This window comes from Bittarella massiliensis (ex Durand et al. 2017), from assembly GCF_001486165.1.
Lineage (GTDB): Bacteria > Bacillota > Clostridia > Oscillospirales > Ruminococcaceae > Bittarella > Bittarella massiliensis.
Map to the genome: position 1 here is coordinate 276,794 of NZ_LN908975.1, position 24,896 is coordinate 301,689.

Annotated in this window: 23 protein-coding genes and 1 pseudogene; 12 read left to right on the forward strand and 12 right to left on the reverse strand. The window is 63.8% G+C overall.

Features of this window, described 5'->3' with window-relative positions; translation table 11 throughout:
- Positions 1 to 32 precede the first annotated feature (32 nt).
- From BN3266_RS01725 to BN3266_RS01745, 5 genes are all read right to left on the reverse strand, one after another.
- Positions 33 to 1,199 carry a M20 metallopeptidase family protein gene (locus BN3266_RS01725; protein WP_059003286.1) on the reverse strand — a complete coding sequence of 389 codons (1,167 nt, stop codon included), beginning with the start codon at positions 1,197 to 1,199 and terminating at the stop codon, positions 33 to 35.
- A 62-nt stretch (positions 1,200 to 1,261) separates the two neighbouring features.
- Positions 1,262 to 2,428: a M20 metallopeptidase family protein gene (locus BN3266_RS01730; RefSeq protein WP_075109660.1), complete on the reverse strand. Its 1,167-nt coding sequence runs from the start codon at positions 2,426 to 2,428 to the stop codon at positions 1,262 to 1,264.
- A 473-nt stretch (positions 2,429 to 2,901) separates the two neighbouring features.
- Positions 2,902 to 3,639 (reverse strand): 16S rRNA (uracil(1498)-N(3))-methyltransferase, encoded by a 738-nt coding sequence (locus BN3266_RS01735; RefSeq protein ID WP_059003290.1) that lies wholly within the window; start codon positions 3,637 to 3,639, stop codon positions 2,902 to 2,904.
- A 48-nt stretch (positions 3,640 to 3,687) separates the two neighbouring features.
- A complete protein-coding gene (gene prmA, locus BN3266_RS01740) occupies positions 3,688 to 4,605 on the reverse strand; it encodes a 50S ribosomal protein L11 methyltransferase (protein ID WP_059003292.1) in 918 nt (305 codons plus the stop codon).
- 59 nt (positions 4,606 to 4,664) lie between these two features.
- On the reverse strand, positions 4,665 to 5,327 hold the full coding sequence (locus BN3266_RS01745; protein WP_059003294.1) for an HAD family hydrolase: 663 nt from the start codon (positions 5,325 to 5,327) through the stop codon (positions 4,665 to 4,667).
- 275 nt (positions 5,328 to 5,602) lie between these two features.
- Between BN3266_RS01745 and BN3266_RS01750 the strand changes: the two genes are divergently transcribed.
- From BN3266_RS01750 to BN3266_RS01810, 12 genes and pseudogenes are all read left to right on the forward strand, one after another.
- Positions 5,603 to 7,033: an amidohydrolase gene (locus tag BN3266_RS01750; RefSeq protein WP_059003296.1), complete on the forward strand. Its 1,431-nt coding sequence runs from the start codon at positions 5,603 to 5,605 to the stop codon at positions 7,031 to 7,033.
- 70 nt (positions 7,034 to 7,103) lie between these two features.
- The gene (locus BN3266_RS01755; protein ID WP_059003298.1) at positions 7,104 to 7,841 is read left to right on the forward strand and encodes a DUF5058 family protein; all 738 of its coding nucleotides are present in this window, start codon (positions 7,104 to 7,106) and stop codon (positions 7,839 to 7,841) included.
- 21 nt (positions 7,842 to 7,862) lie between these two features.
- Positions 7,863 to 8,597, forward strand: a complete 735-nt coding sequence (locus BN3266_RS01760) for a hypothetical protein (RefSeq protein ID WP_059003300.1) — start codon at positions 7,863 to 7,865, stop codon at positions 8,595 to 8,597.
- A 161-nt stretch (positions 8,598 to 8,758) separates the two neighbouring features.
- Positions 8,759 to 9,907: an aldo/keto reductase gene (locus BN3266_RS01765; RefSeq protein ID WP_082671582.1), complete on the forward strand. Its 1,149-nt coding sequence runs from the start codon at positions 8,759 to 8,761 to the stop codon at positions 9,905 to 9,907.
- Positions 9,908 to 9,910: 3 nt separating this feature from the next.
- A complete protein-coding gene (locus tag BN3266_RS01770) occupies positions 9,911 to 10,405 on the forward strand; it encodes an HNH endonuclease (protein WP_059003301.1) in 495 nt (164 codons plus the stop codon).
- Positions 10,402 to 10,953, forward strand: coding sequence for a pyruvate kinase alpha/beta domain-containing protein (locus BN3266_RS01775; protein ID WP_242861699.1), 552 nt, complete (start codon positions 10,402 to 10,404; stop codon positions 10,951 to 10,953). Before BN3266_RS01770 ends, BN3266_RS01775 begins: the two co-directional genes overlap by 4 nt.
- Before the next feature lie 547 nt (positions 10,954 to 11,500).
- A pseudogene (locus tag BN3266_RS14185) lies at positions 11,501 to 12,466 on the forward strand (BMP family ABC transporter substrate-binding protein).
- A 360-nt stretch (positions 12,467 to 12,826) separates the two neighbouring features.
- Positions 12,827 to 13,909: a BMP family lipoprotein gene (locus BN3266_RS01790; RefSeq protein WP_154668926.1), complete on the forward strand. Its 1,083-nt coding sequence runs from the start codon at positions 12,827 to 12,829 to the stop codon at positions 13,907 to 13,909.
- Between the two features lie 107 nt (positions 13,910 to 14,016).
- Positions 14,017 to 14,715 (forward strand): formylglycine-generating enzyme family protein, encoded by a 699-nt coding sequence (locus BN3266_RS01795; RefSeq protein WP_021661007.1) that lies wholly within the window; start codon positions 14,017 to 14,019, stop codon positions 14,713 to 14,715.
- A 1-nt stretch (position 14,716) separates the two neighbouring features.
- The gene (locus BN3266_RS01800) at positions 14,717 to 16,543 is read left to right on the forward strand and encodes an alpha-amylase family protein (protein WP_059003313.1); all 1,827 of its coding nucleotides are present in this window, start codon (positions 14,717 to 14,719) and stop codon (positions 16,541 to 16,543) included.
- A 199-nt stretch (positions 16,544 to 16,742) separates the two neighbouring features.
- A complete protein-coding gene (gene trmB / locus BN3266_RS01805) occupies positions 16,743 to 17,405 on the forward strand; it encodes a tRNA (guanosine(46)-N7)-methyltransferase TrmB (protein ID WP_059003315.1) in 663 nt (220 codons plus the stop codon).
- 22 nt (positions 17,406 to 17,427) lie between these two features.
- Positions 17,428 to 17,808, forward strand: a complete 381-nt coding sequence (locus tag BN3266_RS01810; protein WP_059003317.1) for a cytidine deaminase family protein — start codon at positions 17,428 to 17,430, stop codon at positions 17,806 to 17,808.
- A gap of 255 nt (positions 17,809 to 18,063) precedes the next feature.
- Here the strand turns inward: BN3266_RS01810 and BN3266_RS01815 are convergent, their stop codons facing one another.
- The 7 genes from BN3266_RS01815 to BN3266_RS01845 all read right to left on the reverse strand — a co-directional run bounded on the left by BN3266_RS01815 (position 18,064) and on the right by BN3266_RS01845 (position 24,805).
- Positions 18,064 to 18,807, reverse strand: coding sequence for an ABC transporter permease (locus BN3266_RS01815; RefSeq protein WP_059003319.1), 744 nt, complete (start codon positions 18,805 to 18,807; stop codon positions 18,064 to 18,066).
- Complete coding sequence (locus BN3266_RS01820) at positions 18,794 to 19,528, reverse strand: ABC transporter ATP-binding protein (RefSeq protein ID WP_059003320.1); 735 nt, start codon at positions 19,526 to 19,528, stop codon at positions 18,794 to 18,796. Before BN3266_RS01820 ends, BN3266_RS01815 begins: the two co-directional genes overlap by 14 nt.
- Positions 19,529 to 19,615: 87 nt before the next feature.
- Entirely contained in the window at positions 19,616 to 20,359 is a 744-nt protein-coding gene (locus tag BN3266_RS01825) for a MerR family transcriptional regulator (RefSeq protein WP_059003322.1), read from the reverse strand.
- 223 nt (positions 20,360 to 20,582) lie between these two features.
- Positions 20,583 to 21,368, reverse strand: a complete 786-nt coding sequence (locus BN3266_RS01830; protein WP_059003324.1) for a BtpA/SgcQ family protein — start codon at positions 21,366 to 21,368, stop codon at positions 20,583 to 20,585.
- The gene (locus BN3266_RS01835; protein ID WP_059003326.1) at positions 21,369 to 22,352 is read right to left on the reverse strand and encodes an IF-2B domain-containing protein; all 984 of its coding nucleotides are present in this window, start codon (positions 22,350 to 22,352) and stop codon (positions 21,369 to 21,371) included.
- Between the two features lie 91 nt (positions 22,353 to 22,443).
- Positions 22,444 to 23,409: a carbohydrate kinase family protein gene (locus tag BN3266_RS01840; RefSeq protein WP_059003328.1), complete on the reverse strand. Its 966-nt coding sequence runs from the start codon at positions 23,407 to 23,409 to the stop codon at positions 22,444 to 22,446.
- Between the two features lie 34 nt (positions 23,410 to 23,443).
- Positions 23,444 to 24,805: an aldehyde dehydrogenase family protein gene (locus BN3266_RS01845; protein WP_059003333.1), complete on the reverse strand. Its 1,362-nt coding sequence runs from the start codon at positions 24,803 to 24,805 to the stop codon at positions 23,444 to 23,446.
- Positions 24,806 to 24,896: the final 91 nt, after the last annotated feature.

Genomic DNA, 24,896 nt, shown 5'->3' on the forward strand with positions numbered 1-24,896 from the left:
CAGCGCACAGAAACGGCGCGTCTGTCCCGGGGCTATTTCAAAAATGCAAAGGCGTATTCGGCCATGAAGGCAATGCCCAGTTTGATGCAGTCCTCGTTGAGGCAGAAGGTGGGGTTGTGGTGGTTGCCGGAGGTGCCGGGCATCTCGCTGTGGGCGCCCAGCATGGTGTAAAAGCCGGGGAAGGCGTTGAGGAAATTGGCGTAGTTGTCCGACGCGGCCTGGGGGTCGGCGGGGGGCAGCACCGTCAGCCCCTGCTGGGCGGCCAGGGCGCGGCCCCGGGCGGCGGCTTCATTGTTGTTGATGACCGGGTAGGGGGCCATGGCCTCGCTGGTGACCTCCACCGTGCAGCCCCGGGCGGCGGCCAGGTGCTCGCTCATCCGGCGGATCTCCTCCACCGCGGCGTCGCCGTCGCCGTAGGCGAAGAAGCGGATGTTCCCCTCGATCTCGGCCTCGCCGGGGATGATGTTGTTCTTGGTGCCCGCGTGGATGGTGCAGGGGCTGACCACCAGGGTCTTGAAGGGGTCGTGCCGGTTGACCGGGATGGCGGCGATGGCCTGCAGGATCTCGCAGGCCGGGCGGATGGGGTCGACCGCCGCGTCGGGGCGAGAGCCGTGGCCGCCCACCCCGTGCACCACGATCTTAAAGCCCATGTTGCCGGCGTACATCGGCCCGTCGGGGATCCAGATGGTCCCCACCGGGGCCGCCCCGGCGATGTGGGTGGCGATCACCTGGTCGACCCCGCCCTTTTCCTGCAGGTAGGCCACGATGTCGTCGGCGCCGAAGCCGGTCTCCTCGGCCACCTGGAAGCAGAGGTAGACCTTGCCGGAAAACTGCTCTTTGGTCTCGTTGAGGATGCGGCCGATGGTCACCAGCATGGCGGCGTGGGCGTCGTGCCCGCAGGCGTGCATCTTTCCCTCAAACTGGGATTTAAAGGGCAGCTCCACCTCCTCGGTGAGGGGGAGGGCGTCGATGTCGGCGCGGATGGCGATGGATCTGCCGGCCCGGCCGGTGTCGATGAGGCCCACCACGTTGCGGGGACCCACCACTTCACAGGGGATGCCCAGTTTCCCCAGCTCCTCCACGATGCGGGCGGAGGTCCACTCCTCCTGCAAGCTCAATTCGGGGTGGGCGTGCAGCTCCCGCCGCAGGTCGATGGCATAGGACTCGTACTTCTCGCTCAGCTCTTTGATGACAGACATCTCAAAACACTCCTTTTTATTCTTGATACCTTTTGTATGCAAAAAAGTTGTCCCCTACTCCTTTACTCCTTGCCTCCCAGGAGGTCAAACAGGCAGGCGGCAAAGAGGGCCAGCCCCTCTTCCAGGCACCTCTCGTCGATGCAGAAGGTGGGGTTGTGGGCGTTGCCGGAGGTGCCGGGCAGCTCGCTGCGGGCCCCCAGCATGGCGTAGAAGCCACCGAAGGCCTCGAGGAACTCCGCGAAGTTGTCCGACGCGGCCGAGGGGCCCTGGGCCGGGATCAGCGAAAAGCCCAGGTCGGCGGCCAGGGCGCGGCCCCAGGCGGCGGACGCGGGGTCGTTGAGGACCGGCTCGGTGCACTTTTCGCCCCCGGTGACCCGGGCGGTGCAGCCGTAGGCCGCGGCGGTGGGCCCGGCCAGCCGGCGGATCTCCTCCACCAGGGCGGGCCCGTCCCCGTAGCGGAAAAAGCGGATGTTCCCCCCGATGGAGGCGCTGCCGGGGATGATGTTGTTTTTGGTGCCGGCGTGGATCAGGCAGGGGCTCACCACGCAGGTGGCAAAGGGGTCGTGCCGGTTGACCGGGATGGCCGCCGCCTTGAGAAGGATCTCGCAGGCCGGGCGGATGGGGTCGGACGCCAAATCGGGGCGGGAGCCGTGGCCGCCCACCCCCTCCACCTCGATGTCGAAGCGGGTGGCGCCGGCGTACATCGGCCCGTCTTGCAGGTAGAGGCTGCCCACCGGGTAGGCGCCGTTGACGTGCAGGCTCACCGCCCGGTCCACCCCGCCCAGGGCCTTTAGGTGGGCGACGATGGGGCCTGCGCCCTCGCCGGTCTCCTCTCCGGGCTGAAAGCAGAAATAAGCTGTGCCGCACAGGTGCTGGCGTTGCTCCCAGGCGATGCGGGCGGCCCCCAGCACCATGGCGGCGTGGGCGTCGTGCCCGCAGGCGTGCATCTTCCCCGCAATCTGGGACTGAAAGGGCAGCTCCACCTCCTCGGTCAGGGGCAGGGCGTCAAAATCCCCCCGAAAGGCCAGCCGGGGCCCCGGGCGGCCGCTGTCCACCACCGCGACGATGCCCCGGTTTTGCAGCACGGTGTGGGGGATGCCAAGTCCCTCCAGCTCCCGGGCGATGCGGGCGGAGGTCCACTCCTCCTCCATCGAGAGCTCCGGGTGGGCGTGCAGTTCCCGGCGAAAATCGGTGACATATCCGGCATATTGATGGGCCAGTTCTCTCACTTGCAACAAAATTCCCCCTCTGCGCCCCAAAGGACGCCTCTTTTCTCAAAGTATAGCCTTTTCACAGAGGGCCGTCAATCGAGAGGAAGGCGCAAAAAGGGTCGGATCCTGGCGAATAGTCGCCAAAAATATCCGCTTAAAAATGTAACAGACGCCCAAAAAAGCTCCTGTCGATGGAGTTTTGCACAGCAGGATGCTACCATAAAAAAAAGACGGCGCGGCGCAGTCCGCGCCCAAGGGGGGGAGGACGGCAACGTCTTTTATCCCTGGCCATTGCGCGTGGGGGCCGCCCTCCCCCTCTGGCAGGGGCCGTGGCGCTATCCCCTCATCGCCGCCCTCGGCCTGGCCTTCCTGGCCATCGGCTCTTTCGTCGAATGGCAGCGCTCCCTCCTCAAGCGCTGAGGGGTCCAAAACGAAGAGCGCCCGGCGAGACCAACTCGCCAGGCGCTCTTCATTTTAGATATAACAGCCGTTTACAGATTCCCCGTCAGATACATCACCACGGCCGCCGCCGCCAGAGGGGCGGTCTCACAGCGGAGGATGCGGGGCCCCAGGGAGGCGATGCCCACCCCGCGGCCCTCGGCCAGGGCCACCTCCTCGGGGGTCAGCCCCCCCTCGCTGCCCACCAGCAGCCCGCAGCTGCGCACCGGCCCATCCGCCTGGGCCTGGGCCAGCAGCTCGCCGATGGGGCGGCCGCCCTTCTCGTAGAAGAGGAGGGGGAGATCCTTTTTCGCCAGTTCCTCCACCGCCTGCGCAAAGGGCAGACAGGGCGAGACGGTGGGCAGCACCCCCCGCCCGCACTGCTTGGCCGCCTCCCAGGCGATTTTCTGCCAGCGCTCTGTCTTGTTTTGCAGGCTCTTGGGGTCGGGGCGGGAGACGCACCACTCGCTGGTCACCGGCACGATCTCCCGGCAGCCCAACTCCACGCACTTTTGCACCACCAACTGCATCTTGTCCTGTTTGGGCAGGGCCATGTAAACGGTCAGGTCCAGGTCGGGTTCGGCGGGGCAGGGGCGCTTTTCCAGCACGGTGCAGACCACCTGGCCCTCCTCGACGGTCTCGATTTGGCAGTCGTAGTCAAACCCCGCCCCGTCGCAGAGGGTCACCGCGTCCCCCGGGCCCAGCCGCAACACCCGGGTCAGGTGTTTGACGTCCCCGCCGCGCAAAATTCCCCGCTGCCCGGCGATGTCTTCGGTAAAAAACTTGGGCATCCCGCATACTCCTTTAACAAAGCTGTCCACCGCCCGCAGGGGCAGCCTTTAGGCCCGGCAGGTGATGGCGTACCAGCCCTTTTCCTCCCGCACGTCCAAAACCGTCAACCCGGCCTGCTCCATGGCCGCCAGCACCTCGTCCCGGCGCACGTCCACGATTCCCGAGGCCACCAGCACCCCGCCCTCGTTCAGGTGGGGCTTCACGTCCGGCAGCAGCCGGATCACGATGTCGGCCACAATGTTGGCAAAGATCACGTCAAAGCGCCCCTGCACCCCGGTGGCCAGGTCCCCCTGCACCACGGTGCAGCGCTCGGCCACCCCGTTGAGGGCGGCGTTCTCGCGGGCCACCTTGACCGCCGTCTCGTCGATGTCGCAGAGCACCGCCGAACCGGCCCCGCACAGCAGGGAGGAGATGGCCAGGATCCCGCTGCCGCAGCCCACGTCCAGCACGCTGCAGCCGGGGCGCACCACCTCCTGCAGCCGCTCCAGGCAGAGCTTGGTGGTGTGGTGGGTGCCGGTGCCGAAGGCCATCCCCGGGTCCAGGGTCACCACCACCTGGCCGGGCGATTTTTCGTAGTGCTCCCAGCTGGGGCAGACCACCAGCCGCTGGCCGATGGGCAGGGGGTGGTAGTACTTTTTCCAGCCAAAGGCCCAGTCCTCCTCGGCGATCTCGCCGGTGGAGAGGGTGTGGCCGATCCCCTCCTCCTCCAGCCGCCCGGTCAAAAAGGAGACGGCCTCCATGGGCGCCTGGTCGGCGGGGATATAGAGGTGGATGACCGCGTGCTCCCGGTCCCGGGCCAGCAGCTCCTCGTCGATCAAGTCGATGTGGGCCACCTGGGGGGCGACCTCCTCCAGGTCCGAGTAGTCCTCGATGTAGATGCCGTAGGGCACCACCATGTGGGCGATGGCCGAGGCCACCTCCACGTCCCCGGCGGCGACGGCTATCTGAATCTCTGTCCAGTCCATCTTCTCTGTCTCCTCTCTCAAAGAGAGCGCCCGCGGCAGACAGCCTGCGGGCGCCCCGGTCAACTGTTTTGCAGGTAGTCGGCCAGCTCCTCCACGCTGTGTACCAGCGCGTCGGCCTCGATCTGGCCCTCCTCCATCCCCAGGTAGCCAAAGCCGTAGGTGGCGGCGGCAAAGCGGCAGCCCACGGCGGCGGCCCCCTCTTCGTCATAGGGGCTGTCCCCCACCATCAGCACCTCGTCGGCGTCGGCCTCGTCGATCCCCATCTCGGCCAGCGCCTCCCGGATGATCCCCTCTTTGGAGGGGGTCTTCTCCGGCACTGACCCGCAGATGGCGTCGAAGAGGGGGGTCAGGCCGAAGTGGTCGGTGGTCTTGCGGGCAAAGCCCACGAATTTGAGGGTGGCCACCCCCAGCTTGACCCCCTGGGCCTTGAGGGCGGGCAGCAGGGTCTCCCACCCGGGGTAGAGCCTGCCGGCGGCGATGTGCTCGTCCCGAAAATGGGCCTTGTAGCTGGCCACCGCCCGGTCCAGCAGCGCCTCGTCCTCCACCCCGGCGACAATGCGGAAGCACTCCTTCAGGGGCGGGCCGATAAAGCGGTGGAAGGTATCCTCCGGGGGGATGGGGATCCCCAGCTCCTCCATGGCCTCTTTGGCACAGGCGATGATCCCCCCCGAGGAGTCGATCAGGGTCCCGTCCATATCCAGTAACAGCGCGCGATAGCGCATGGCAACGCCCTCCCCTTCTTTTCATGGGTTGATTCTACCATATTTCCCAGCAAATATAAATAGATAAATTCTGCAACATCCCTTTGGCCAATATTCATAAATCGTTAAAACACAATTGCTTGTTTGTTCATTTTATGTTACAATTCATAAACATAAAGGCGCTGTTCTGCAAGAAAAAGAAAGCATAGGTTGCATTTACCAAAAAAATCTACTGTTTTCCGTCATTATCACCAATGACTGGCAGCCGCGCATTAGATTAGGAGGCGATCAAAATCATGTCGGTACGGGACGACATCTGCAAGTTGGTGGACGACAAGGCCGCTCTCTTCACCCAGGTCAGCGACAAGGTCTGGTCTACGCCGGAGCTGGGCTTCAAGGAGTTCCAGTCCTCGGCTGCCCTCATCGAAGTGTTGAAGCAGGAGGGCTTCGCGGTGGAGACAGGGCTGGCGGGCATCCCCACTGCCTTCTCCGGCACATTCGGCAGCGGCAAGCCGGTCATCGGCATCCTGGGCGAGTTTGACGCCCTGCCCTCCCTCAGTCAGGAGGCGAGCTGCTCCTCGAAAAAAGAGGTGGTCAAGGACGCCCCCGGCCACGGCTGCGGGCACAACGCCTTGGGCGCGGGCAGTCTGGCGGCGGCCGTCGCCGTCAAGGACTACCTGCAGTCCACCGGCAAGAGCGGCACCGTCATCTACTACGGCTGCCCCGGCGAGGAGTTCGGCTGCGGCAAGGCCTTCATGGCCAGAGAGGGCTGCTTTGACGGCCTCGACTGCGCCTTCAGCTGGCACCCCGGCGACTGCTTTGCCCCCATGGGGATCAGCTCCCTGGCCAACATCAGCGTCTTTTTCAGCTTTGTGGGCAGGACCTCCCACGCGGCCGCGTCGCCCCAGCTGGGCCGCAGCGCCCTCGACGCCGCCGAACTGATGAACATCGGCGTGCAATTTTTGCGCGAGCACGTCAGCCCCGAGGCCCGCATCCACTACGCCTTCCACGATGTGGGCGGCACCGCCCCCAACGTGGTGCAGGACCGGGCGAAGCTCCACTACTACATCCGCGCACCCAAGATTGCCGAGGCCAAAGAGCTCTTTGCCCGCATCGAGAAGATCGCCAAGGGCGCGGCCATGATGACCGAGACCGAGTCGATCGTTCAAATCAAAGACGGTCTCTCCGACTACATCCCCAACGAGGTGCTCACCACCCTGTTGACCGAGGCCATGAACGAGGTGGGCGAGGTCCCCTTTGACGAGGAGGACAAAGCCCTGGCCCAGTCCTTCCGCGACACCCTCACCCCCGCCGAAAAGGCCGCCTCGGCCCAGCAGCTGGGGATGTTGGGCGGCCCGGAACTGGCGCAGAAATACGCCGACCAGGCCATCTGCGGCGAGGTCTTCCCCTACCGGCCCATGGGCAACATCGCCATGCCGGGTTCCACCGATGTGGGCGATGTCAGCTATGTCACCCCCACCGCCCAGATGACCGCCCCCACCGCCTGTTTGGGCACCCCCGGGCACTCCTGGCAGCAGACGGCGCAGGCCGGCTCCCGCCTGGCCCACAAGGGGCTGCTGCAGGCCGGCAAAGCTTTGGCGCTGGCCGCCGTCAAGGTCATTGAGGACCCCTCCGTCCTCGTCCCCGCCCAGGAGGAGTACCTGAAAAAGACCGGCGGCAAGTACAACTGCCCCTTCCCCGACGACGTCAAACCCTATCTGGACTAACGGTTTCAAACAGCGAGCGGTAACTGCGCTGTTGCGATACACAATGAAACAGAAATGAGGAGTGAATCAAATGACATTCAAAGAACTGTCAAACAGCACCTGGCTGTGGATTCTGGTCATCGCCGGACTGCTGTACGTAGCCGGACTGGCCGCCGCCTTCATGGTGAAGGCCCGCAAGCGCTGCCTGGAGCTGGGCATCGAGAACACGACCATCAAAAAGGTCATCAGCTCGTCCTGCACCTTCTCCATCGTCCCCTCCCTGTCCATCGTCATCGGCCTGATTTCCCTGGCCGCCGTCCTGGGCACCCCCTGGGCCTGGTTCCGGCTCTCCGTCGTGGGCGCCGTCTCCTATGAGCTGATGGCCGCCGACATGGTCATCCAGGCCATGGGCCTGAACTTCGCCAGCGCCGGTGCGCAGCCCGCCAACGTCTTTGGCGCCGTGATGATCGTCATGAGCATCGGCATCATGTTCGGCATCATCACCAACATCATCGCCGCCAAGAAGATCACCACCAGCATGGCCGACTACAACCGCAAGAGCGGCGGCTGGGGCGCTGTCTTCTCCGGCTGCTTCATGATGGCCATGATGTCCGTCATGATGCCCCTGCAGGTCTACAACCCCGCCACCGGCTGGAACTTCGTCGGCACCCTGACCCTGCTCACCAGTGCCGGCATCGGCCTGCTGATCGCGACTATCGCCAAGAAGACCGGGGCCAAGTGGCTCAACGACTTCAACCTCGCCATCGTGTTGATTTTGGGCATGGCTTCCTCCGTGCTCTGGACCAACGTGGTCGGCATGTTCGCTTAATAGGGAAAGGAGGACTATACAATGAACAACGAGAAATACATAAAGTCCATCCATCGCCTGGGCCGGCTCGGCAGTATTGGCGCCCTCGGCTTCATGGTGGGTATCCCCCTGGTCATCTGTGCCATCTACAGCTGCTTCCCGGACTTCGGCCTGGTTTTGCAGAGCGGCACCGGCCTGCTGGCCATGTTCATCCCCATCGCCATCTCTGAGGTGTTCAGCTACGCCCCCGTGCTCGGCTCCGCCTCTTACATCACCTTCATCACCGGCAACGTCATGAACCTGAAGCTGCCTGTGGCCATCAACGCCATCGACATCGCCGGCGTGGAGCAGTCCACCGACGAGGGCGACGCCGTTGTCACCGTGGCCGTCGGCGCCTCCTCCATCGTCACCATGGCCATCATCGCCCTGGGCGTCATCCTGCTGGTGCCGCTGCAGCCCATCTTCGCCATCCCCGCTGTCAAGACCGCCACTGGCTACATGCTGCCCGCTCTGTTCGGCGGCCTGGCCCTGGGCATCTTCAACGGCCGGTCCGGCAAGTACAACATCAAGGGCAAGCTGCTGGGCGCTGTCCCCGCCGTCATCATTGTCATCATCCTGATGATCATGGGCGTGCCGCTGAGCACCTACCAGGGCTTTGTCATCGTGGGCATGATCCCCGTCACCATCCTGACTTCCTGGCTGATGTACAAAAAGGGCATCATCAAAGTTTTCGAGCAGGGCAAGACCGAGCCCGAGCCGGTCGCGTCCAAGAAGTAATCATCCCCTTTTCGCAGTTGAAAAGGGCCGGGGCGGATTGCCCCGGCCCTTTTTTGCGCCCTGCTCCTTGCGCCCTTTTAAAAGGAGGGGTATACTGAAGTTACAACAGCTCCTGCCGGGCCGGCCCGCCGTGCCCGCAGAGGAGAGAAGGAGGCCTTTTCATGGAGATGGAATACAGACAGCTGGGAAACACCGGGTTTTCCGTCAGCGCCGTGGGGGTGGGGGGCGAGCACCTCTGCACCCGCGACTACCCCACCGTCGAGACCACCGTGGGCGCCGCTGTGGAGCGGGGGGTCAACATCTTCGACCTCTTCATGCCCGAGGTGGAGTACCGCCGGAAGATGGGGGACGCCCTGCGCCCCTACCGCAAAAACGTCTACCTGCAAGGGCACATCGGTGCGGTGCTCCAGGGGGGGCAGTACGCCCGCTCCCGCAAGGTGAAAGAGGCCGACACCTATGTGCGCGACTTTTTGGAGAAGTACCACACCGACTACATCGACCTGGGGATGGTCCACTTCGTCGACACCCAGAAGGACTGGGACGGCGTCTTTGAGAGCGACTTTATCGATTACGCCCTCCGCCTCAAGGAGAAGGGGGTCATCCGCAAGCTGGGGGTCAGCTGCCACATGCCCGCCACCGCCATCAAACTGGTGGAGACGGGGATTTTCGACCTCCTCCTCTTCTCCATCAACCCTGCCTACGACTTTGAGCCGGCCGAGAAGACCCTCGACCAGCTCATCGCCGCCGCCCCCACCCAGGGCCAGCTCTCCCCCGAGCGGGAGCGGCTCTACCAGCTCTGCGGGGCCCGCGGGGTGGGGATCACCGTCATGAAGGCCCTGGCCGCCGGCAAACTGCTGGACCCGGCCACCACCCCCTTCCACCGGCCCCTCACCGTCACCCAGTGCATCCACTACGCCCTCTCCAAACCCGGGGTGGCCAGCGTGCTGCTGGGGGTGCAGAGCGTGGCCGAGCTGGAGGACGCCCTTGGCTACTTTGATGCCAGCGAAGAGGAGCGGGACTTCTCCTTCCTCGCCCAGGAGATGCAGGGCTCCCTCTCCCACCGGTGCATGTACTGCAACCACTGCCTGCCCTGCCCCCAGCACATCGACGTGGCCGCCGTCCACAAATACCTGGACCTGGCCGAGGCGGGGGAGGGGCTGTCGGTCCCCGCCACCGTGGCCGCCCACTACGAGGCCCTGCCCGTCACCGCGGGGGAGTGCATCGCCTGCGGCTCCTGCGAGAAAAACTGCCCCTTTGGGGTGCCGGTCATCGAGAATATGGCCAGGGCCACCCGCCTTTTCGGGAAGTAGTCGGTGCGCCCCTACGTCTTTGACAAGACCAAGCGCCGCTACTGCTATCTGCGGGAAGGGGGCCGCTGCTTTTACTGCGGCAAACCCCTCTCTTTTGGCGGCGGCACCCTGGACCACCACCTGCCCCGCGCCCGCGGGGGTCCCTCGGCAGTTTACAACCTGGTCCTCTGCTGCCGGGCCTGCAACCGGGAAAAGGGGGACGCGGTCCCTCCCGACTGGGAGGGGACGGTCTGCGCCCTCTTTTCCCGGGCGATGGGCGACGGGGCCCTTCCCCTCCCCCCAGGAGAGGGGAGACGGCTGCCCCCGGCGGTGGCGCAGGGGGTGGCGGGGGTGTGCCCCTGGTCGGAAGGGCTCTGCTTTTTCGGGCCCGCCTTTACCGCCTGGTGCGATGGACACCGGGTCACAAAAGTTCGCTATCCCCCGCCGCGGCGGGGGGAGAAGCGCCCGCCCGACACCCCTGCCGGCGGCGGGCGCACAGAATGGGAGGAAGACAATTGAAATTGGTACCAGTCGGCCCCGCCGGGGCAGAGGAAACCGCCCGCATTGCCGTTGAAGGGGCCAAGGCCCGGGGCATCCGCCACCTGGTGGTGGCCAGCTCCTCCGGCGCCACAGCCGAACTCTTTCGGGACTGTGGCTTACAGGTGACGGTGGTCACCCTGGCTTACGGCTCCAAGGAGCCGGGCAAAAACGTCATGGAAGAGGCCGAGCGCCAGAAGTTGAAGGACTGGGGCTTTTCGGTCTGCACCGCCGCCCACGCCCTCTCAGCGGCCGAGCGGGCCGTCTCCGGCGCCAACGGTGGGATGTACCCGCTGGAGATCGTCGCCAACGCCCTGCGGATGTTCTCCCAGGGCACCAAGGTCTGTGTGGAGTGCTCCACCATGGCCATAGACGGCGGCTACCTCCCCTTTGGCGAGGACGTGGTGGCGGTGGGGGGGACCAGCCTCGGCTGCGACACGGCTCTGGTCCTGCGCCCCAGCTACTCGTCCAAACTCTTTGCCACCAAGGTCAAAGAGGTGCTCTGTCTCCCCGGCAAAGAGGGGGAGTAAGCGCCTCTAAAAGGCCCTCGGCGCCCTTTTGCGGCGGCGAGGGCCTTTTTTGGCGGTTTTCCCAGATTTCTCGGTGTTTTCCCCCTGCATATTTTGTGCCGCCCCCTTCTTTATAGAGGAACTTCTAAAAAGAATGCGGCGTCGCTGTGAAGGCGGCACAAAAGAGTGCTTTATTGCGAGAAAGAGCAATATATCCAAAAAATAAATGAATAGTAAAATTTAGTTGACAAATTAAATTAATTTGTTTAAATTGGAAGGCGAGGAACAGTTTGGTATAGATTTTCATTCACTCCAAAAGAGGGTCGAAAAAAGCAAAAAAGGCCGACATTGCATCAACAATGCCAACCTTTCGTTTGATTTTTCCCCTCTTTGAGGGCGAAAGAAATCCTATACCATTCTGAATGAAAAAAGAGAGCGAGGGAAACGAGCAATGAAAAAAGCGTTGGCAATCCTGTTGGCCGCCCTGACGGCGTCATCTCTGCTGATGACCGGCTGCGGCGAAAAGGACGAGGGCAACAAGGACGGGGAAAAGAAGTGCCGGGTGGTGATGATCTGTTCGGCCCTGGGGGACAAGTCCTACTACGACATCGCCTACGAAGGGCTGAAAAAGGCCGAGACCGACCTGGGAGTGGAAATCAAGGTGGCCGAGATCGGCACCGACAAGGCCAAGATGGAGCCCGCCATCCAGGACGTGGCCGACGCCGGCTACGATATCATCTTCTTTGGCAGCACCGAGTACATCCCCATCATTGAAAAGCACCAGGACGAGTACAAGGAGTCCAAGTTCGTGGGCTTTGACATCGAGCCCAGCACCGAAATCAAGATGTCCAACATGTTTTGTATCACCTATATGCAAAACCAGGTCGATTTTTTGGCCGGCGCGCTGGCGCAGAAGATGTCCAAGTCGGGCACCATCGGCTTTTTGGGCGGCACCGAGGGCACCATCATCAACGACTTTTTGATCGGCTTCATCGAGGGCTCCCTTCTGGCCAACCCCAAGGGGAAGGTGGCCTCGTCCTACATCGGCAGCTGGACCGACGCCGCCAAGGGCAAGGAGATGGCCCTGGTGCAGATCAAACAGTTGGGGGCCGACCTGCTCCACCCCTGCGCCATGGGTGCCGGACTGGGTGTCATCGAGGCCTGACGCGACAACGGTCTCTGGGCCATCGGCGTGGACGCCGACCAGCGGGAATTCTTTATCGACAGCAAGAAGGACATCGCCGACGCCATCCTCACCTCGGCCATGAAGCGGGGGGACATGGTGGTCTACAAGGTCATCAAAGACGAGCTGGCCGGCACCCAGACCTACGGCAGCCTGGAGAAGTGGGGCCTGAAGGAAGAGGCCGTGGGCCTGGCCAAGAACGACTACTACAAGGAACACACCCCGCAGGAGATCCAGGACTATGTGGACAAGGTGGAAGGGCAGCTCCTCGACGGCAGCCAGGAGGTCTCCACCGCCTACGGCATGAGCCAGGACGACTTTGTCGCCATCCGCGAGGGGGTCAAGCCCTAACGGCGAACGCGCCGTCTCCACTCAAAAAAAGAAAAAAAATTATTTTTTACCCCAAATGAAGCCCTTTGTCTGCCAGATTCTTCCTAGGTGTTTTTGCCAATAAAAAAAGGGGGCTTTTGTATCCCCACACAAAAGGAGGGCCGACCTTCCGCCAAAAGGGACAAATCCCGCCATCTGCAATTGGGAGAAACGGCGAAAAAATAGGGTTTTTATAAGACTGCAAAAGTCTGAAAAAAACATCCTCCCGCGGGACAATTGTCCTGGCTCCCCCTCTTTTCAAGGTCTAGGATGGGATTGTGAAGGGCGGGTGAACGCCCGTCGAAATCGTGAAAATCCAAAAAGAGAGAGCGAGGGAAAACTGTGAAAAAGGCACTGGCAATTCTGTTGGCCGCCCTGACGGCGTCATCCCTGTTGATGACCGGCTGCGGCGAAAAGGACGAGGGCAAAAAGGACGATGAGAAAAAGTTCCGGGTGGTGATGATCTGCTCGGCCCTGGGCGACAAGTCCTACTACGACATCGCCTACGAGGGGCTGAAAAAGGCCGAGACCGACCTGGGGGTCGAAATCAAGGTGGCCGAGATCGGCACCGACAAGGCCAAGATGGAACCCGCCATCCAGGACGTGGCCGACGCCGGCTACGATGTCATCTTCTTCGGCAGCAGCGAGTACATCCCCATCATCGAAAAGCACATGGACGAGTACAAGGAGTCGAAATTCGTGGGCTTTGATATCGAGCCCACCACCGAGATCAAGATGTCCAACATGTTCTGCATCACCTACCTGCAAAACCAGGTGGACTTTCTGGCCGGCGCGCTGGCGCAGAAGATGTCCAAGTCCCACACCATCGGCTTTTTGGGCGGCAGTGAGGACACCATCATCAACGACTTTTTGATCGGCTTTATCGAGGGCTCGCAGCTGGTTGCCCCCAACGGCAAGGTGGCCACCTCCTACATCGGCAGCTGGACCGACGCCGCCAAGGGCAAAGAGATGGCCCTGGTGCAGATCAAACAGCTGGGGGCCGACCTGCTCCACCCCTGCGCCATGGGCGCCGGGCTGGGTGTCATCGAGGCCTGCCGCGACAACGACCTCTGGGCCATCGGCGTGGACGCCGACCAGCGCCAGTTTTTCATCGACACCAAAAAGGACATCGCCGACACCATCCTCACCTCGGCCATGAAGCGGGGGGACATGGTGGTCTACAAGGTCATTAAAGACACCCTGGCCGGCACCCAGACCTACGGCCACCTGGAGAAGTGGGGCCTGAAGGAAGAGGCTGTGGGCCTGGCCAAGAACGACTACTACAAGGAGCACACCCCGCAGGAGGTGCAGACCTACATCGACGGGCTGGAGAAGAAGCTCGTCAGCGGCGAGCAGAAGGTCTCCACCATGTACGGCATGAGCCAGGACGAGTTTGTGAAGATCCGCGAGTCTGTCAAGCCGTAGCGGACACATCTGTTTTTCAACGCGCAAAACGCACCGTCAGCGGCGGCCAGGGCCATTGGCCGGGGCCGCCGCTGCGCTGTTCAAAACCAATTTGAGGGAGGTACCCCATGGAACGCGAAAACACCGTATTCATTCCCCAGACCACCTACATCTATCGGGTGGTACACCGGGTGATGGAGGGGGACTGCCAGTGCGAGCACGGCCCGATGCCGGTCACCGTCGGCCCCCTTTACGCCGACGTCTACCCCGTCACCAACGCCCAGTACTACCAGTTTGTGCAGGACAGCGGCTACCGGCCGGAGGACGACCGGGGCTACCTGCGCCACTGGGTGGACGGCTGCTACAAGCCCGAGGACGCCGACAAGCCGGTGGTCTGGGTCAGCCTGGAGGACGCCAGGGCCTACGCCGCCTTTTACGGCAAGCGGCTGCCAAAGGACTACGAATGGCAGTACCTGGCCGCCGGGGACGAGTGCCTCGAGTGGCCCTGGGGCAACAGCCCCGACTACAGCCGGGCCAATGTGTACAGCCACGGCCTCACCCCGGTGGACGCCTTCCCCCAGGGGGTGTCCCCCACCGGCTGCATGGACATGTGCGGCAACTGCTGGGAGATGGTGGACGAATTCCACTTTGACGGCAGCCACTACTTCCAGCTGCTGCGGGGCGGCAGCTTCTACCGGGCCCACCACTACTGGCACGCCGAGGGCGGGCCGCAGAAGAACAACACCCACTTGAAGATGCAGTTTTTGAGCGGCGCCATGAGCCGCAACGCCACCGTTGGCTTTCGCTGTGTAAAGGAGGGAGACTGATATGCTGCAGTACGACCAGAACACCAAGCGGGCGGTCATCCGCAACAACACCCTCCAGATGACCCTGAATTTTGTCGACGGCATCCTCATCGAGGAGTGTTCCAACCTCCTCACCGGGGACCAGCAAAACCCCCGGCGGGAGCTCTTCAACCTCACCTTTATGGGGGGACAGTACTCCTCCCGCGACTTTGCGGTGGGCGAGGTGCTCACCTGCCAGGACCGGGTGCACCAGCTGCTGACGGTCCCCCTGGAAAACGAGGCCCTGGGCCTCTCCATCCGGGTGCACTTCCTCAACGACAAAAAAGAGACCATCTCGGTCATCGTGCAGATCCGGGACCGTTACATCCACGGCGTCCCCTACGAGCTGTTCCTGCACAGCCCCTTTTTGGCCCAACTGTCCATGCGGGGGGAGGGGGACCGCTATTACTACCCGGCCAACGCCGTCGAGAGCCTGGACGGCACCCCGCTGCTGAAGATGATGCGGGAGAGCTTTTACAACAACGACGTCAAGCTGCCCCTGGTCTGCTGCGACAAGGGCGGGAAGAGCGGCTTTGCCGTGCAGTTCCCCTCCAAGGCCGACTTGGACGACTGCGGCGCCATCCAAAACCGCAACATGCAGTTTTCCAAGATCGCCAGCGCCGAGGAGCTGCACACCCACCAGATCCTCTGCAACCCCGACAACACCTACAACGACACCTTCGAGTTCGAGATCACCGGCCTCTCCGGCGGCTGGGTGGAGGCCTTTGCCCGCTTCCGCCAGCAGTGGGAGAGCGGGTACGACTTCTCCGAGTACGAGAAGGAGGATCTGAAGTGGTTCAACGAGAAGTTCCTCCACCAGTTCTCCTTCCTCTACGGCACCGAGGCCTATGACGCCGAGAACCAGAAGATCGACCCCGAAAAGCTGCTCAAAGAGGGGGAGGCGTTCGGCGGATTCGACACCGTCACCCTCTGGAACCAGTACCCCCGCCTGGGCGTCGACAAGCGCAGCCAGTGGGATTTCTACAACGACTTCCCCGGCGGGATGGCCGCCTTTAAAGAGGCGGTGGACGCCTTTCACGCCAAGGGGGTACAGGTCTTCATGCCCTACATCCCCTGGGACGCCGGGGCCGAAGAATCCCCCGAGACCCTGGGCGACCACTTTGCCGGGCTGCTGGAGCAAACCGGCGCCGACGGCTACCAGCTGGACACCCTGGGCGACATCCCCGACTCCTTCCGCGAAAAGTGCGACGCGGTCCGCCCCGGGCTGGTGATGACCACCCAGCACCACCCCGACAAGAAACACCCCATCGAGAAAATCACCACCTCCTGGGACGAGTTCTGGGACACCCGCCCCATGCCCAAGGTGGACATCTTCCGCTTCCTCTGTCCCCGGCACATCGCCCCGGTCATCTCCCGCTGGTACCGCAAGGAAGACAAGGACCTGCTCATCCAGTACAGCCAGTTCGGCGCGGCCCCCCTGGTCATCTGGCAGGACATCTTCGGCCGCTGGATGCCCTTCTCCGCCGAGCAGAAGGCCGCCATCAAGGGCTGGAAGGAAGTCTACCTGGCCCACCGCCTCACCTACCAGTGCGCACTGCCCACCCCCTTCTACCCGGTGGCCCCGCGGGAGGTCTACTGCAACCTCTTCCCGGCCGACAGCGGCAGCGAGCAGATCTACTCCCTCTACAACGACGGCGACCTGCTCTTTGACGGGGCCCTCTGCGAGCTCTTTGTCCCCGGCTCCACCGCCGAGGTGATTTTGGGCGGCGGCGAGGCGTCGGTCAAGAACGGCAAGCTCTACGCCCAACTGCCCCCCAAAGAGGTGGTGCACATCTCGGTCAAACCCTAGACACCCAGCCAAACCGACCCGCCGCGGCCGCCACACAGGCCGCGGAGAGGATCTCCATCCAAATGGGGAGGGGCGCTGCCGACTTTTGCCGGCGGCGCCCCTCTGCGCTTTGGGGAAAGGGGGCTGGCAAGCGCCCGCCCGCTGTGCTATAATAGCCCAGGTAAACGACGCGAGAGAAGAAAGTGGGGAGCGATCGATTATGCGCATACGCAGAAAACCCTGGGCCCGCCCCGAATTGGAGGCCTGCCCCTTTTACATCGCCCAGCCGGGCGAGAACCGGGGGCGCTGGCGGCAGCAGTTTGCCCGCCCCGACGCCCCCCTGCACCTGGAACTGGGCTGCGGCAAGGGGGGGTTCATCTCCCAGCTGGCCCCCCAGCACCCGGAAAACAACTATCTGGCCATCGACATCAAGAGCGAGATGCTGGGGCTGTGCAAGCGCAAGGCGGAGGCCGCCTATGCCGCCGCCGGGCGGCCGGTGGACAACCTCTACATCTTCGCCCAGAACATCGAGCTGCTGCCCCAGGTGCTGGCCCCCGAGGACAGGGTCGAGCGCATCTACATCAACTTCTGCAACCCCTGGCCCAAGGCCAAGCACCAGAAGCGGCGGCTCACCCACCCCCGCCAGCTGCAAAACTACCGGGCGCTGCTGGCCCCCGGGGGGGAGATCTGGTTCAAGACCGACGACGACCCCCTCTTTGCCGACACCATGGTCTATTTTGACGAGGGCGGGTGGCGGGTGCTCTACGCCACCACCGACCTGCACGCCCAGCAGCTGCCCGACAACATCGTCACCGAGCACGAGCAGATGTTTGTCGAGATGGGAAAGACCATCAAGTTCTGTAAGGCAGCCCTGGACGGCTGAACACCGAGAGGAGGAATTCCCCGTGCAACCCGAATTCATCGCCCTTTACGAGCGGGCCAAGGCGGTGCTCCGCCCCCGGCAGCTCTCCAAAAACAGCTTTGCCGGCTCGGTGGCGGCCGCCATCGAGACCCCCAGTGGGGCGGTCTACACCGGCGTCTGTATCGACACCCCCTGTTCCATGGGCTTTTGCGCCGAACACGCGGCGGCCGCCGCCATGGTCACCGCCGGCGAGAGCCGGGTGGTCCGGCTGATCGCCGTGTACGAGGACGGCTCGGTCATCCCCCCCTGCGGCCGCTGCCGCGAATTCCTCTGTCAACTCCACGACGAAAACCCCGCCTGTCTGGTCCAACTGGCCGACCGGGTGGCCACCCTGGATGAACTGCTCCCCGACCGCTGGGGATGAGCTTGCCGGCAAGCCCGCAAAAACGGCCGGGCCGGCAACCGGAAAAACGGCGGCTTTGACCAAGCCAAAGCCGCCGAAATAGCAGGATATGTCTGCCGCGCGACAGCCCTCTGTGCTGTCGCGCGGCTGTTTTTTGACCCTTTTGGCGGAAGACCGACGCTGCGCTTGTGCGGGGAGATAAACGCCTTCTTTTTTACTGGCAAAAACACCGCAGCGCCGGCCCGGCCTCCGCCACTGGGCTACGGTGTTTTTTCGCTACTCCCACCTGAAAAATTGCAGGGACACGCAGATGCAGATCGCGGCGATGGCGAGCATGATTGCCATCGGCACAAGGGCGCTGCCGGCAGGGGCGTTGAGAGAGGCCGCCTTGAGCAGCTTGATTCCCTGCGTCAGCGGCAGGATGTCCGCGACCTTTTGCAGGGCGGAGGGCATCCCCTCGTAGGGGAGGGTCGCCCCGGAAAACAGCAGCATGGGAAAGTAGAGCGCGCTGGCGATGACCCCCGCCATCTTTGTGTTGGGGGCAAGGCCGCCCACCATCATGCCGATGCTGAACATCGACCCCATTACTAGAAGATAGCCACAGAGAAAACGGAGGGGCGACCCGCGAAATCGGTACCCGAAAAGACCTGCCGCGGCGAGGTAGAGCGACAGCAGGGACAGCAGCGCGTAGAGGGTGTAAACGGCGACCTGCACGGCCAGAATCAGCGAGGGGCTGACAGGGGTCACCCGGTAGCGCTTTAGAATGCCCCTGCCCCGGTAGTCGGACACCACCAGGGGCAGCCCCATCACGCCGCCCGCGCAGATGGAAATGGAGGCGAGCGCGCCGAAGGACTGCTCCAAAAAGGTGTGTTCGGCACCCGTGGAGGCGGGCTGATTGCCGCAGGTGATCCCCAGGATGACGAGGGTGACCAGGGGGGCGCAGATGGCAAAGAGGAACATATCCATCCCCCGCAGGGACAGCTTCAGCTCTGTCCTCAGCATGGATTTAAACGCTTTCACGAGAATCCCTCCCTTCGCTGGTGTACCAGAGATAGGCGTCTTCCAGGGTGTCGCAGGGGCTGCCGGCGACCGCATCGGCGGCTGTGCCGCAAAATACCGTCCGCCCCCGTTTCAGGATGCAGATTTGGTCGCACAGGGCCTCCACCTCGTCCATGAAGTGGGAGGTCAAAAAGATGGTCAGCCCCTTCTTTTTGCGCTCGGAAAGGGCCGCCCAGACGCCCCGGCGGGCCTCGGTGTCAAGTCCGGTGGTCAATTCATCCAAAAACACCACCTCCGGGTTGGGGAGGAGGGCGAGCACGACAAACAGCCGCTGCCGCTGCCCGCCGGAGAGCTCTTTGACGGGGCTTTTCTGCCGCCCGCCCAGTCCAAACTGGGCCAACAGGTCGGCCGGATCGGCCGGTTTTTGATAGAGCGACGCGGTGAGCGCGCAGAGTTCCCCCACGGTGATCCCCTCTTGGCAGCGGCCCTCTTGAAACTGCACCCCCACCCGCTCAAACAGCCGCTTGCGATCTCTGTGCGGGTCCATTCCCAGGATGGATACTCGTCCCCTGTCCGCCCTTTTGGTCCCCAAAATGCACTCCACCGCTGTGCTCTTCCCCGCGCCGTTGGCTCCCAGCAGCCCCAGGGCGGTTCCGCCCTTGACCGACAGGTTGATGTTTTCCAGTGCCAGCAGCTTGCCGTAAGATTTGGCGAGCCCCTTTACCTTGATTGCCTCCTGCATGTTGTTTCCTCCTTCTCTTTTGGGATAAAAAGAGGATACCACCAGGCAAAACACTGGTGGCAAGGTGGAGGGTTGGGGGCGGGAAAACTAGGTAAAGGCCGCTTTCATCCCCCGCAATTGGCGGATCATCTGCTCGGCATTTTCCTCCGCGGCTGTCAGGGAGGAGATCAGCCGGTCGCACACCGCGACGATCTCCGCGTCCTCCCGCGGGGTGTCCAGAGCCTGCCGGATGTCTGTCCCCGGGTTTTGGGAGAGCCGGCAGAGCATCCCCAAAATGGCCTCCAAAGAGTAGTTGGCGCACCGCAGGGAGCGGATGATCTTCAGCCGCCGCAGGTCCTCGCCGGTGTAGACGCGGTACCCGTTTTGCCTGCGCTTGACGCGCAGCAGGCCGTTGAGCTCCCAGTTGCGGAGGGTGTCCGTCGAGATGCCGAGGAGCGCGGCTGCCTCCCCGCGCCGCCAGAGGCGGGTGGATTTTTCCGGCTGGCCGGCCAGGAGCTGATTTGCGACCGCAATCGCCTCCTCCGCGTTGGCCTGTTCCCGCCGCAGCTTTGCCAGGTACCCTTCGGCGAGGGTGAGGGCGGCGTCAAAGTCGCCCGCCGCGGATGCCTTGACCACCGAAACGACCTTTTTCCGCAGACCGTTTTGCAGCACCTCCACCTGAAAGGCGAGGCGGGCGAGCCGAAACTGGGCGAGGTGGAGATCGGTGAAGACGCGGTAGCCGTTGGGGCGGCGAACCGGCGGGGAGATCAGCCCCCATTTTTCGTAGAGGCGGACGGTGTTGGGGTGGACGCCGATCGCGGCCGCCACCTCGGCTGTCTGATAGGTCCTCACCGGCGGTCGCCTCCTTTCTAGATACCATCATACCACAGGGCCGAAGGTTGGTGGTATAGTGGAGGGTTTTGGCGGGGAAGGAGGGTTGCGTCGCCCCCGGCCGCCGCTCCGTTGCGTCCAGCGCAAAAAAAGGGAAGGGGAGGACCGGCCGGCCCTCCCCTCCTGCATTCTGTTTTTTTATGGCCGCTCGGCAGAGGGCAGGCGGGCTTTCTTCGGCTCGCTCTTAAGCGCGGGCCCGCTCCACCTCGTCCATGTAGCGATTGGCCCGCTCGGGATCGACCGGGTTTTGCAGGCTGCCGTTTTTGATCCAGGCGCCCACACAGACCCCGTCGTAGTGCTGCAGAAGCTCGTAGACGTTGTCGCCGGTGGTGCCGCCCCCCAAAATCAGGGGGACCTCCACCAGCCCCCGCACCGACTGGGCGTACTCGATGCTCTTTTCCGGGGTGGGGGCCGAGAGGAGCAGCCCGTCGGCGTGGGCCCCGGTCACCGTCTCAAAGGCGTTTTGCGGCAGGGGGATGGGGTAGGCCGGGGTACCGTGGAACTCGTAGATGTCGGCGTAGATGGGCATTTTGGAGCCCAGCTTCTTCTTGAGCTCCAGCACCTCGACACACTGGCCCTCGATCATCCCGCAGAGGGTCATCTCCGCCCGGGTGTAGACGTGCTCCACCCGCACAAAGTCGCTGCCGGCAGCCTCGGCCACCGCCAGGGAGGCGACCCCGTCCCAGTTGACCAAAATGCCCTGGATCATCTCGGGGAAGGCTGCCTTCAGCCGGGTGGCCAGGGCGGTCATGCAGGCCACCGTCTCGGGCCCGCACTGCTGTTTGACCGGGCCGTCGGCGAAGTTTTGCAGGATGTAGCCGTCAAAGCCGTATTTCTGCAGGGTGCCGGCCTCGTTCAGGGTGTAGTCCAGGATGGCCTCCATCCCGCGGCCGTCGTAGAGATAGCTGCCGGGCAGCGGCGGCGGCTGCACCATCCCCAGGGCGATCTTCTTCTTTCCAAACAGCTCCATTTACAGCTCCCCCTTTTCCAACTTTGCGGCGTATTCCCGGGCGACGCCGAACATGGCCGTCCCCGGCACGATGCCCACCTCGGTGATGTAGCCGGTGATGTACTCCGGCCCGATGATCGAGAGGTCGGGGCAGGTGAAATCGGTGTGGGCGCGCAGGGTTTCGTCCCAGTGGGGGGCCAGCAGCCCCGACAGGTCCTGGGCCAGGTCCCGCTTCACGATCCCCTGCAGCCCCCGCATGTCCACCTTGATGAGGGTGGTGGGGATGTAGAAGGGGACCCCCGCCTGTTTGCAGAGGATGGCCAGCATGTCGGTGCCCACCGTGTTGGCGGCGCTGCCGTCGGGGTAGAAGGTCTCCACCCCGATGAAGGCCATGTCGCTTTTTTTGAGGAAGTGGTAGATGGCCACGTCGGGGAAGAAGTGCACCCGGTGCCCCATCTCCACCGCGGTCACTGCAAAGGGTTTGCCCCCGTCCAGGACCCGGCTCTCGGGGATGTAGATGTCCATGATCTGCCCGTTCAGGGCCGCCTGCTTGGCGATGGCGTCCACCGAGGAGGAGTAGTCGAACACCAAGATCCCCTTGCAGCCCTTGATGAGGTTGTAGCCGTAGGTGACGATGTTGTCCATCCACTCCCGGGCCTTTTCGCCGTAGCGGTTGCAGCTGTCGGTCACCCGCTTGCAGGCCTCGGCCAGGGGGGCCTCCCGCAGGGCGCTCAGGCCGCCAGTCATCAGTTTGATGGCGTTGGTCACGGCCACGGTGCTCTCGCCCCGCAGCTTGTCAAAGTAGCCGGCGATCGCCAGCACCCGGTCGATCATCTCCCCGGCGGAGAGGCCGTTTTCGGCGGCGTGGGCGGCGATGTCCTTGAGCATGTTGCCGATGGAGACGATGTTGGCGCTGGCCCCCAGCTTTCGGGCGAGGACGATGTCGTCAAAATCGTCCTTGGCGCTGGGGGAGAGGTAGTCTTTTAAGGTGTCGGGTTGGTACATGGGGTTGTCCTCCTCTTTTAAAGGGAGCCGTCAGGCGGCGCCCGCAGTCAACAAAACCAAATATGTATTTATACAAAACGTATAATTTGAATTAGAGAACAGGGGGCGCGACCCGCAGGCCGGCGTGTTCTCGGGCAAAGGCCTCCACCTCGTCCACCGACACGGCCCCGGTGCGGGAGCCCACCGAGAGGATGGAGCGGTTGGCGGCGGCGGTGGCGAACTCCCCGGCTTCCCGCAGGGTCATCCCGCTGCAGAGGCCGTGCAGGAACCCGGCGTTGAAGGTGTCCCCGGCGCCGGTGGTGTCCTTGGGCTTGACGTCGTAGGCGGGGATGGCGATCTCCCCCTCCCGGGTCTTGACGATGCAGCCCTTGGCCCCCAGGGTCAGAAGGACGATCTTGTCGCTCCTGCCGATGAGCTCGTCGATGGCCGTCAGCCCCCGCCCGGCGCAGAACTTTTCCAGCGAGGCGTCGTTGAAGGAGAGGACGGAGGCGCGCTCAAAGTAGAAGCGGTCGTCTGGGTCGTCGTAGGAGGTGAAGGTGGAGCGCTCGGCGTCGTACATGATTTTGACCCCGTGGGCCACCAGACCGTCGATCAGCTCCCGGTTGCCTTCGATCTCCTTCATGTTGACCATGGTGGTGTAGATGTAGGAGGCCCCCTCCATCAGCTCCCGCTTCTGGGGGGTCATGGTGATGAAGGGCTTGTGGTTTTCGTAGAGGAGCACCGTCTTTTCGTTGCCCGAGAGGAGGATCTGGGCGCGGATGTTCTCCTCCCCCGGCAGCACCTCGATGTAGTCGGTGTCGATGCCGTGGCTGCGCAGATCTTCCAGCAGCATGGGGGTGTACTGGTCGTCCCCCAGCGAGTCCAGCAGGTAGGTCTTGGTGCCGAAGGCGCTGAGGATGACCGCGCTGTTGGCCGTCAGCCCGCCGGGCGAGACCGACAGCTGGCGGATAAAGCACTTGTCCCCCACCACCAGCGGCTGCACGCACTCGTAGTACTCGTCGATGTCGTTGGGCCCCACGGCCACCACGTAGCCGCCCGGGCGGTTTCTCTGATTCATGGCAGTTGCCTCCTTTATATTGCAGCGCGCCGCGCTAGCGCAGCAGCAGCTTTAACAGGTCCAGCTTTTCGCCGTAGGGCGGGTAGCGCACCGGCAGGTCCAGTCTGCCCCGCAGCACCACCGGCTTTTGGTGGCTCATGGCCAAAAAGCCGTGGGGGCCGTGGTAGCGGCCCATCCCGCTGGCCCCCACCCCGCCGAAGGGGAGGGTGTTCCCGGCCATCTGCACCACCGTGTCGTTGACACAGCCCCCGCCGAAGGAGAGCTGCTCGCAGACCCGGCGCACCGTCCCCGCGCTGCGGGTGAAGAGGTAGAGGGCCAGCGGTTTCTCCCCCGCGCGCACCAGGCGGATGGCGTCACCCAGCCGGTCAAAGGTGACCAGGGGCAGCAGGGGGCCGAAGAGCTCCTCCCTCAGCAGGGGGTCGCCCGGCTCCGCCTCGACGACGGTGGGCTCGATCTTCAGCTCCTCCCGGCAGACGCCGCCCCCCACCAGGGGGGTGCGGCCGATGAGCAGCCCCGCCAGCCGGTCAAAGGCGCGGGCGCTCGCCAGGCGGGGGTAGTCCCTGTTGTGGGCAAAGTCGGGGCAGAGCAGCGCCAGCTGCCGCCGCAGCTCTGCCACCAGCGCCTCCTTTACCGAGCGGTGCACCAACAGGTAGTCGGGGGCCACACAGGTCTGCCCGGCGTTGAGTAGCTTGCCCCAGAGGATGCGCCGGGCCGCCAGGGGGATGTCGGCGCTGGGGGCGACGATGCAGGGGCTCTTTCCCCCCAGTTCCAGGGTCACCGGGGTCAGGTGTTCTGCCGCCGCCCGCATCACGATCTTTCCCACCCGCTGGCCGCCGGTGAAGAAGATGTAGTCAAACCGCTCGGCCAGCAGGGCCTGGGTGGTCTCCACCCCGCCGGGGATACAGCTGACCCACCCCTCTGGCAGGGCCAGCCGCAGCAGCCGGCAGAGGGCCTGGGCAGTGGCAGGCGCCCCCTCGGAGGGCTTGAGCACCGCGCAGTTGCCCGCGGCGATGGCGTCGATGAGAGGGATGAGGCAGAGCTGCACCGGGTAGTTCCAGGGGGCGATGATCAGTACCAGCCCTCGGGGTTCGGGGCGGATGAAGGCCCCCGCCGGGAAGTGGAGGGGGGAGACCGCCGCCAACTTGGGCCTGTCCCACCTTCGCAGGTGGGACAGGGTGTAGCGCAGGTGCTGCCGCACCAGCCCCACCTCGGTCTCGTACCCCTCAAAGGGGTGTTTGCCCAAATCCCGCTCCAGGGCGGCCAGCAGGTCGCCCTCACTCTGCTCCAGCGCCCGCAACAGCCGGCGCAGGGCCGCCTCCCGCCGGGGCAGAGGGCGGGTCGCGCCGCTGTCAAAGTAGGCGCGCTGCCGGTCCAGCCGCTTTTCCAGATGGTTCATCGCTCCGTCTCCCCACTTGTCAAATCGTTTTTTTCACTCTGTACACCTAGTATAGCACAACCTGCCCCCTCTGTTTCGGCGCTTTCCCGGT

Bases quoted from the DNA above. Each gene is read 5' to 3' on its own strand.
- BN3266_RS01725 (WP_059003286.1), bottom strand. From the start codon at position 1,199: ATGTCTGTCATCAAAGAGCTGAGCGAGAAGTACGAGTCCTATGCCATC.
- BN3266_RS01735 (WP_059003290.1), bottom strand. From the start codon at position 3,639: ATGCCCAAGTTTTTTACCGAAGACATCGCCGGGCAGCGGGGAATTTTG.
- prmA (WP_059003292.1), bottom strand. From the start codon at position 4,605: ATGGACTGGACAGAGATTCAGATAGCCGTCGCCGCCGGGGACGTGGAG.
- BN3266_RS01745 (WP_059003294.1), bottom strand. From the start codon at position 5,327: ATGCGCTATCGCGCGCTGTTACTGGATATGGACGGGACCCTGATCGAC.
- BN3266_RS01750 (WP_059003296.1), top strand. From the start codon at position 5,603: ATGTCGGTACGGGACGACATCTGCAAGTTGGTGGACGACAAGGCCGCT.
- BN3266_RS01755 (WP_059003298.1), top strand. From the start codon at position 7,104: ATGACATTCAAAGAACTGTCAAACAGCACCTGGCTGTGGATTCTGGTC.
- BN3266_RS01760 (WP_059003300.1), top strand. From the start codon at position 7,863: ATGAACAACGAGAAATACATAAAGTCCATCCATCGCCTGGGCCGGCTC.
- BN3266_RS01765 (WP_082671582.1), top strand. From the start codon at position 8,759: ATGGAGATGGAATACAGACAGCTGGGAAACACCGGGTTTTCCGTCAGC.
- BN3266_RS01795 (WP_021661007.1), top strand. From the start codon at position 14,017: ATGGAACGCGAAAACACCGTATTCATTCCCCAGACCACCTACATCTAT.
- BN3266_RS01800 (WP_059003313.1), top strand. From the start codon at position 14,717: ATGCTGCAGTACGACCAGAACACCAAGCGGGCGGTCATCCGCAACAAC.
- trmB (WP_059003315.1), top strand. From the start codon at position 16,743: ATGCGCATACGCAGAAAACCCTGGGCCCGCCCCGAATTGGAGGCCTGC.
- BN3266_RS01820 (WP_059003320.1), bottom strand. From the start codon at position 19,528: ATGCAGGAGGCAATCAAGGTAAAGGGGCTCGCCAAATCTTACGGCAAG.
- BN3266_RS01830 (WP_059003324.1), bottom strand. From the start codon at position 21,368: ATGGAGCTGTTTGGAAAGAAGAAGATCGCCCTGGGGATGGTGCAGCCG.
- BN3266_RS01835 (WP_059003326.1), bottom strand. From the start codon at position 22,352: ATGTACCAACCCGACACCTTAAAAGACTACCTCTCCCCCAGCGCCAAG.
- BN3266_RS01840 (WP_059003328.1), bottom strand. From the start codon at position 23,409: ATGAATCAGAGAAACCGCCCGGGCGGCTACGTGGTGGCCGTGGGGCCC.
- BN3266_RS01845 (WP_059003333.1), bottom strand. From the start codon at position 24,805: ATGAACCATCTGGAAAAGCGGCTGGACCGGCAGCGCGCCTACTTTGAC.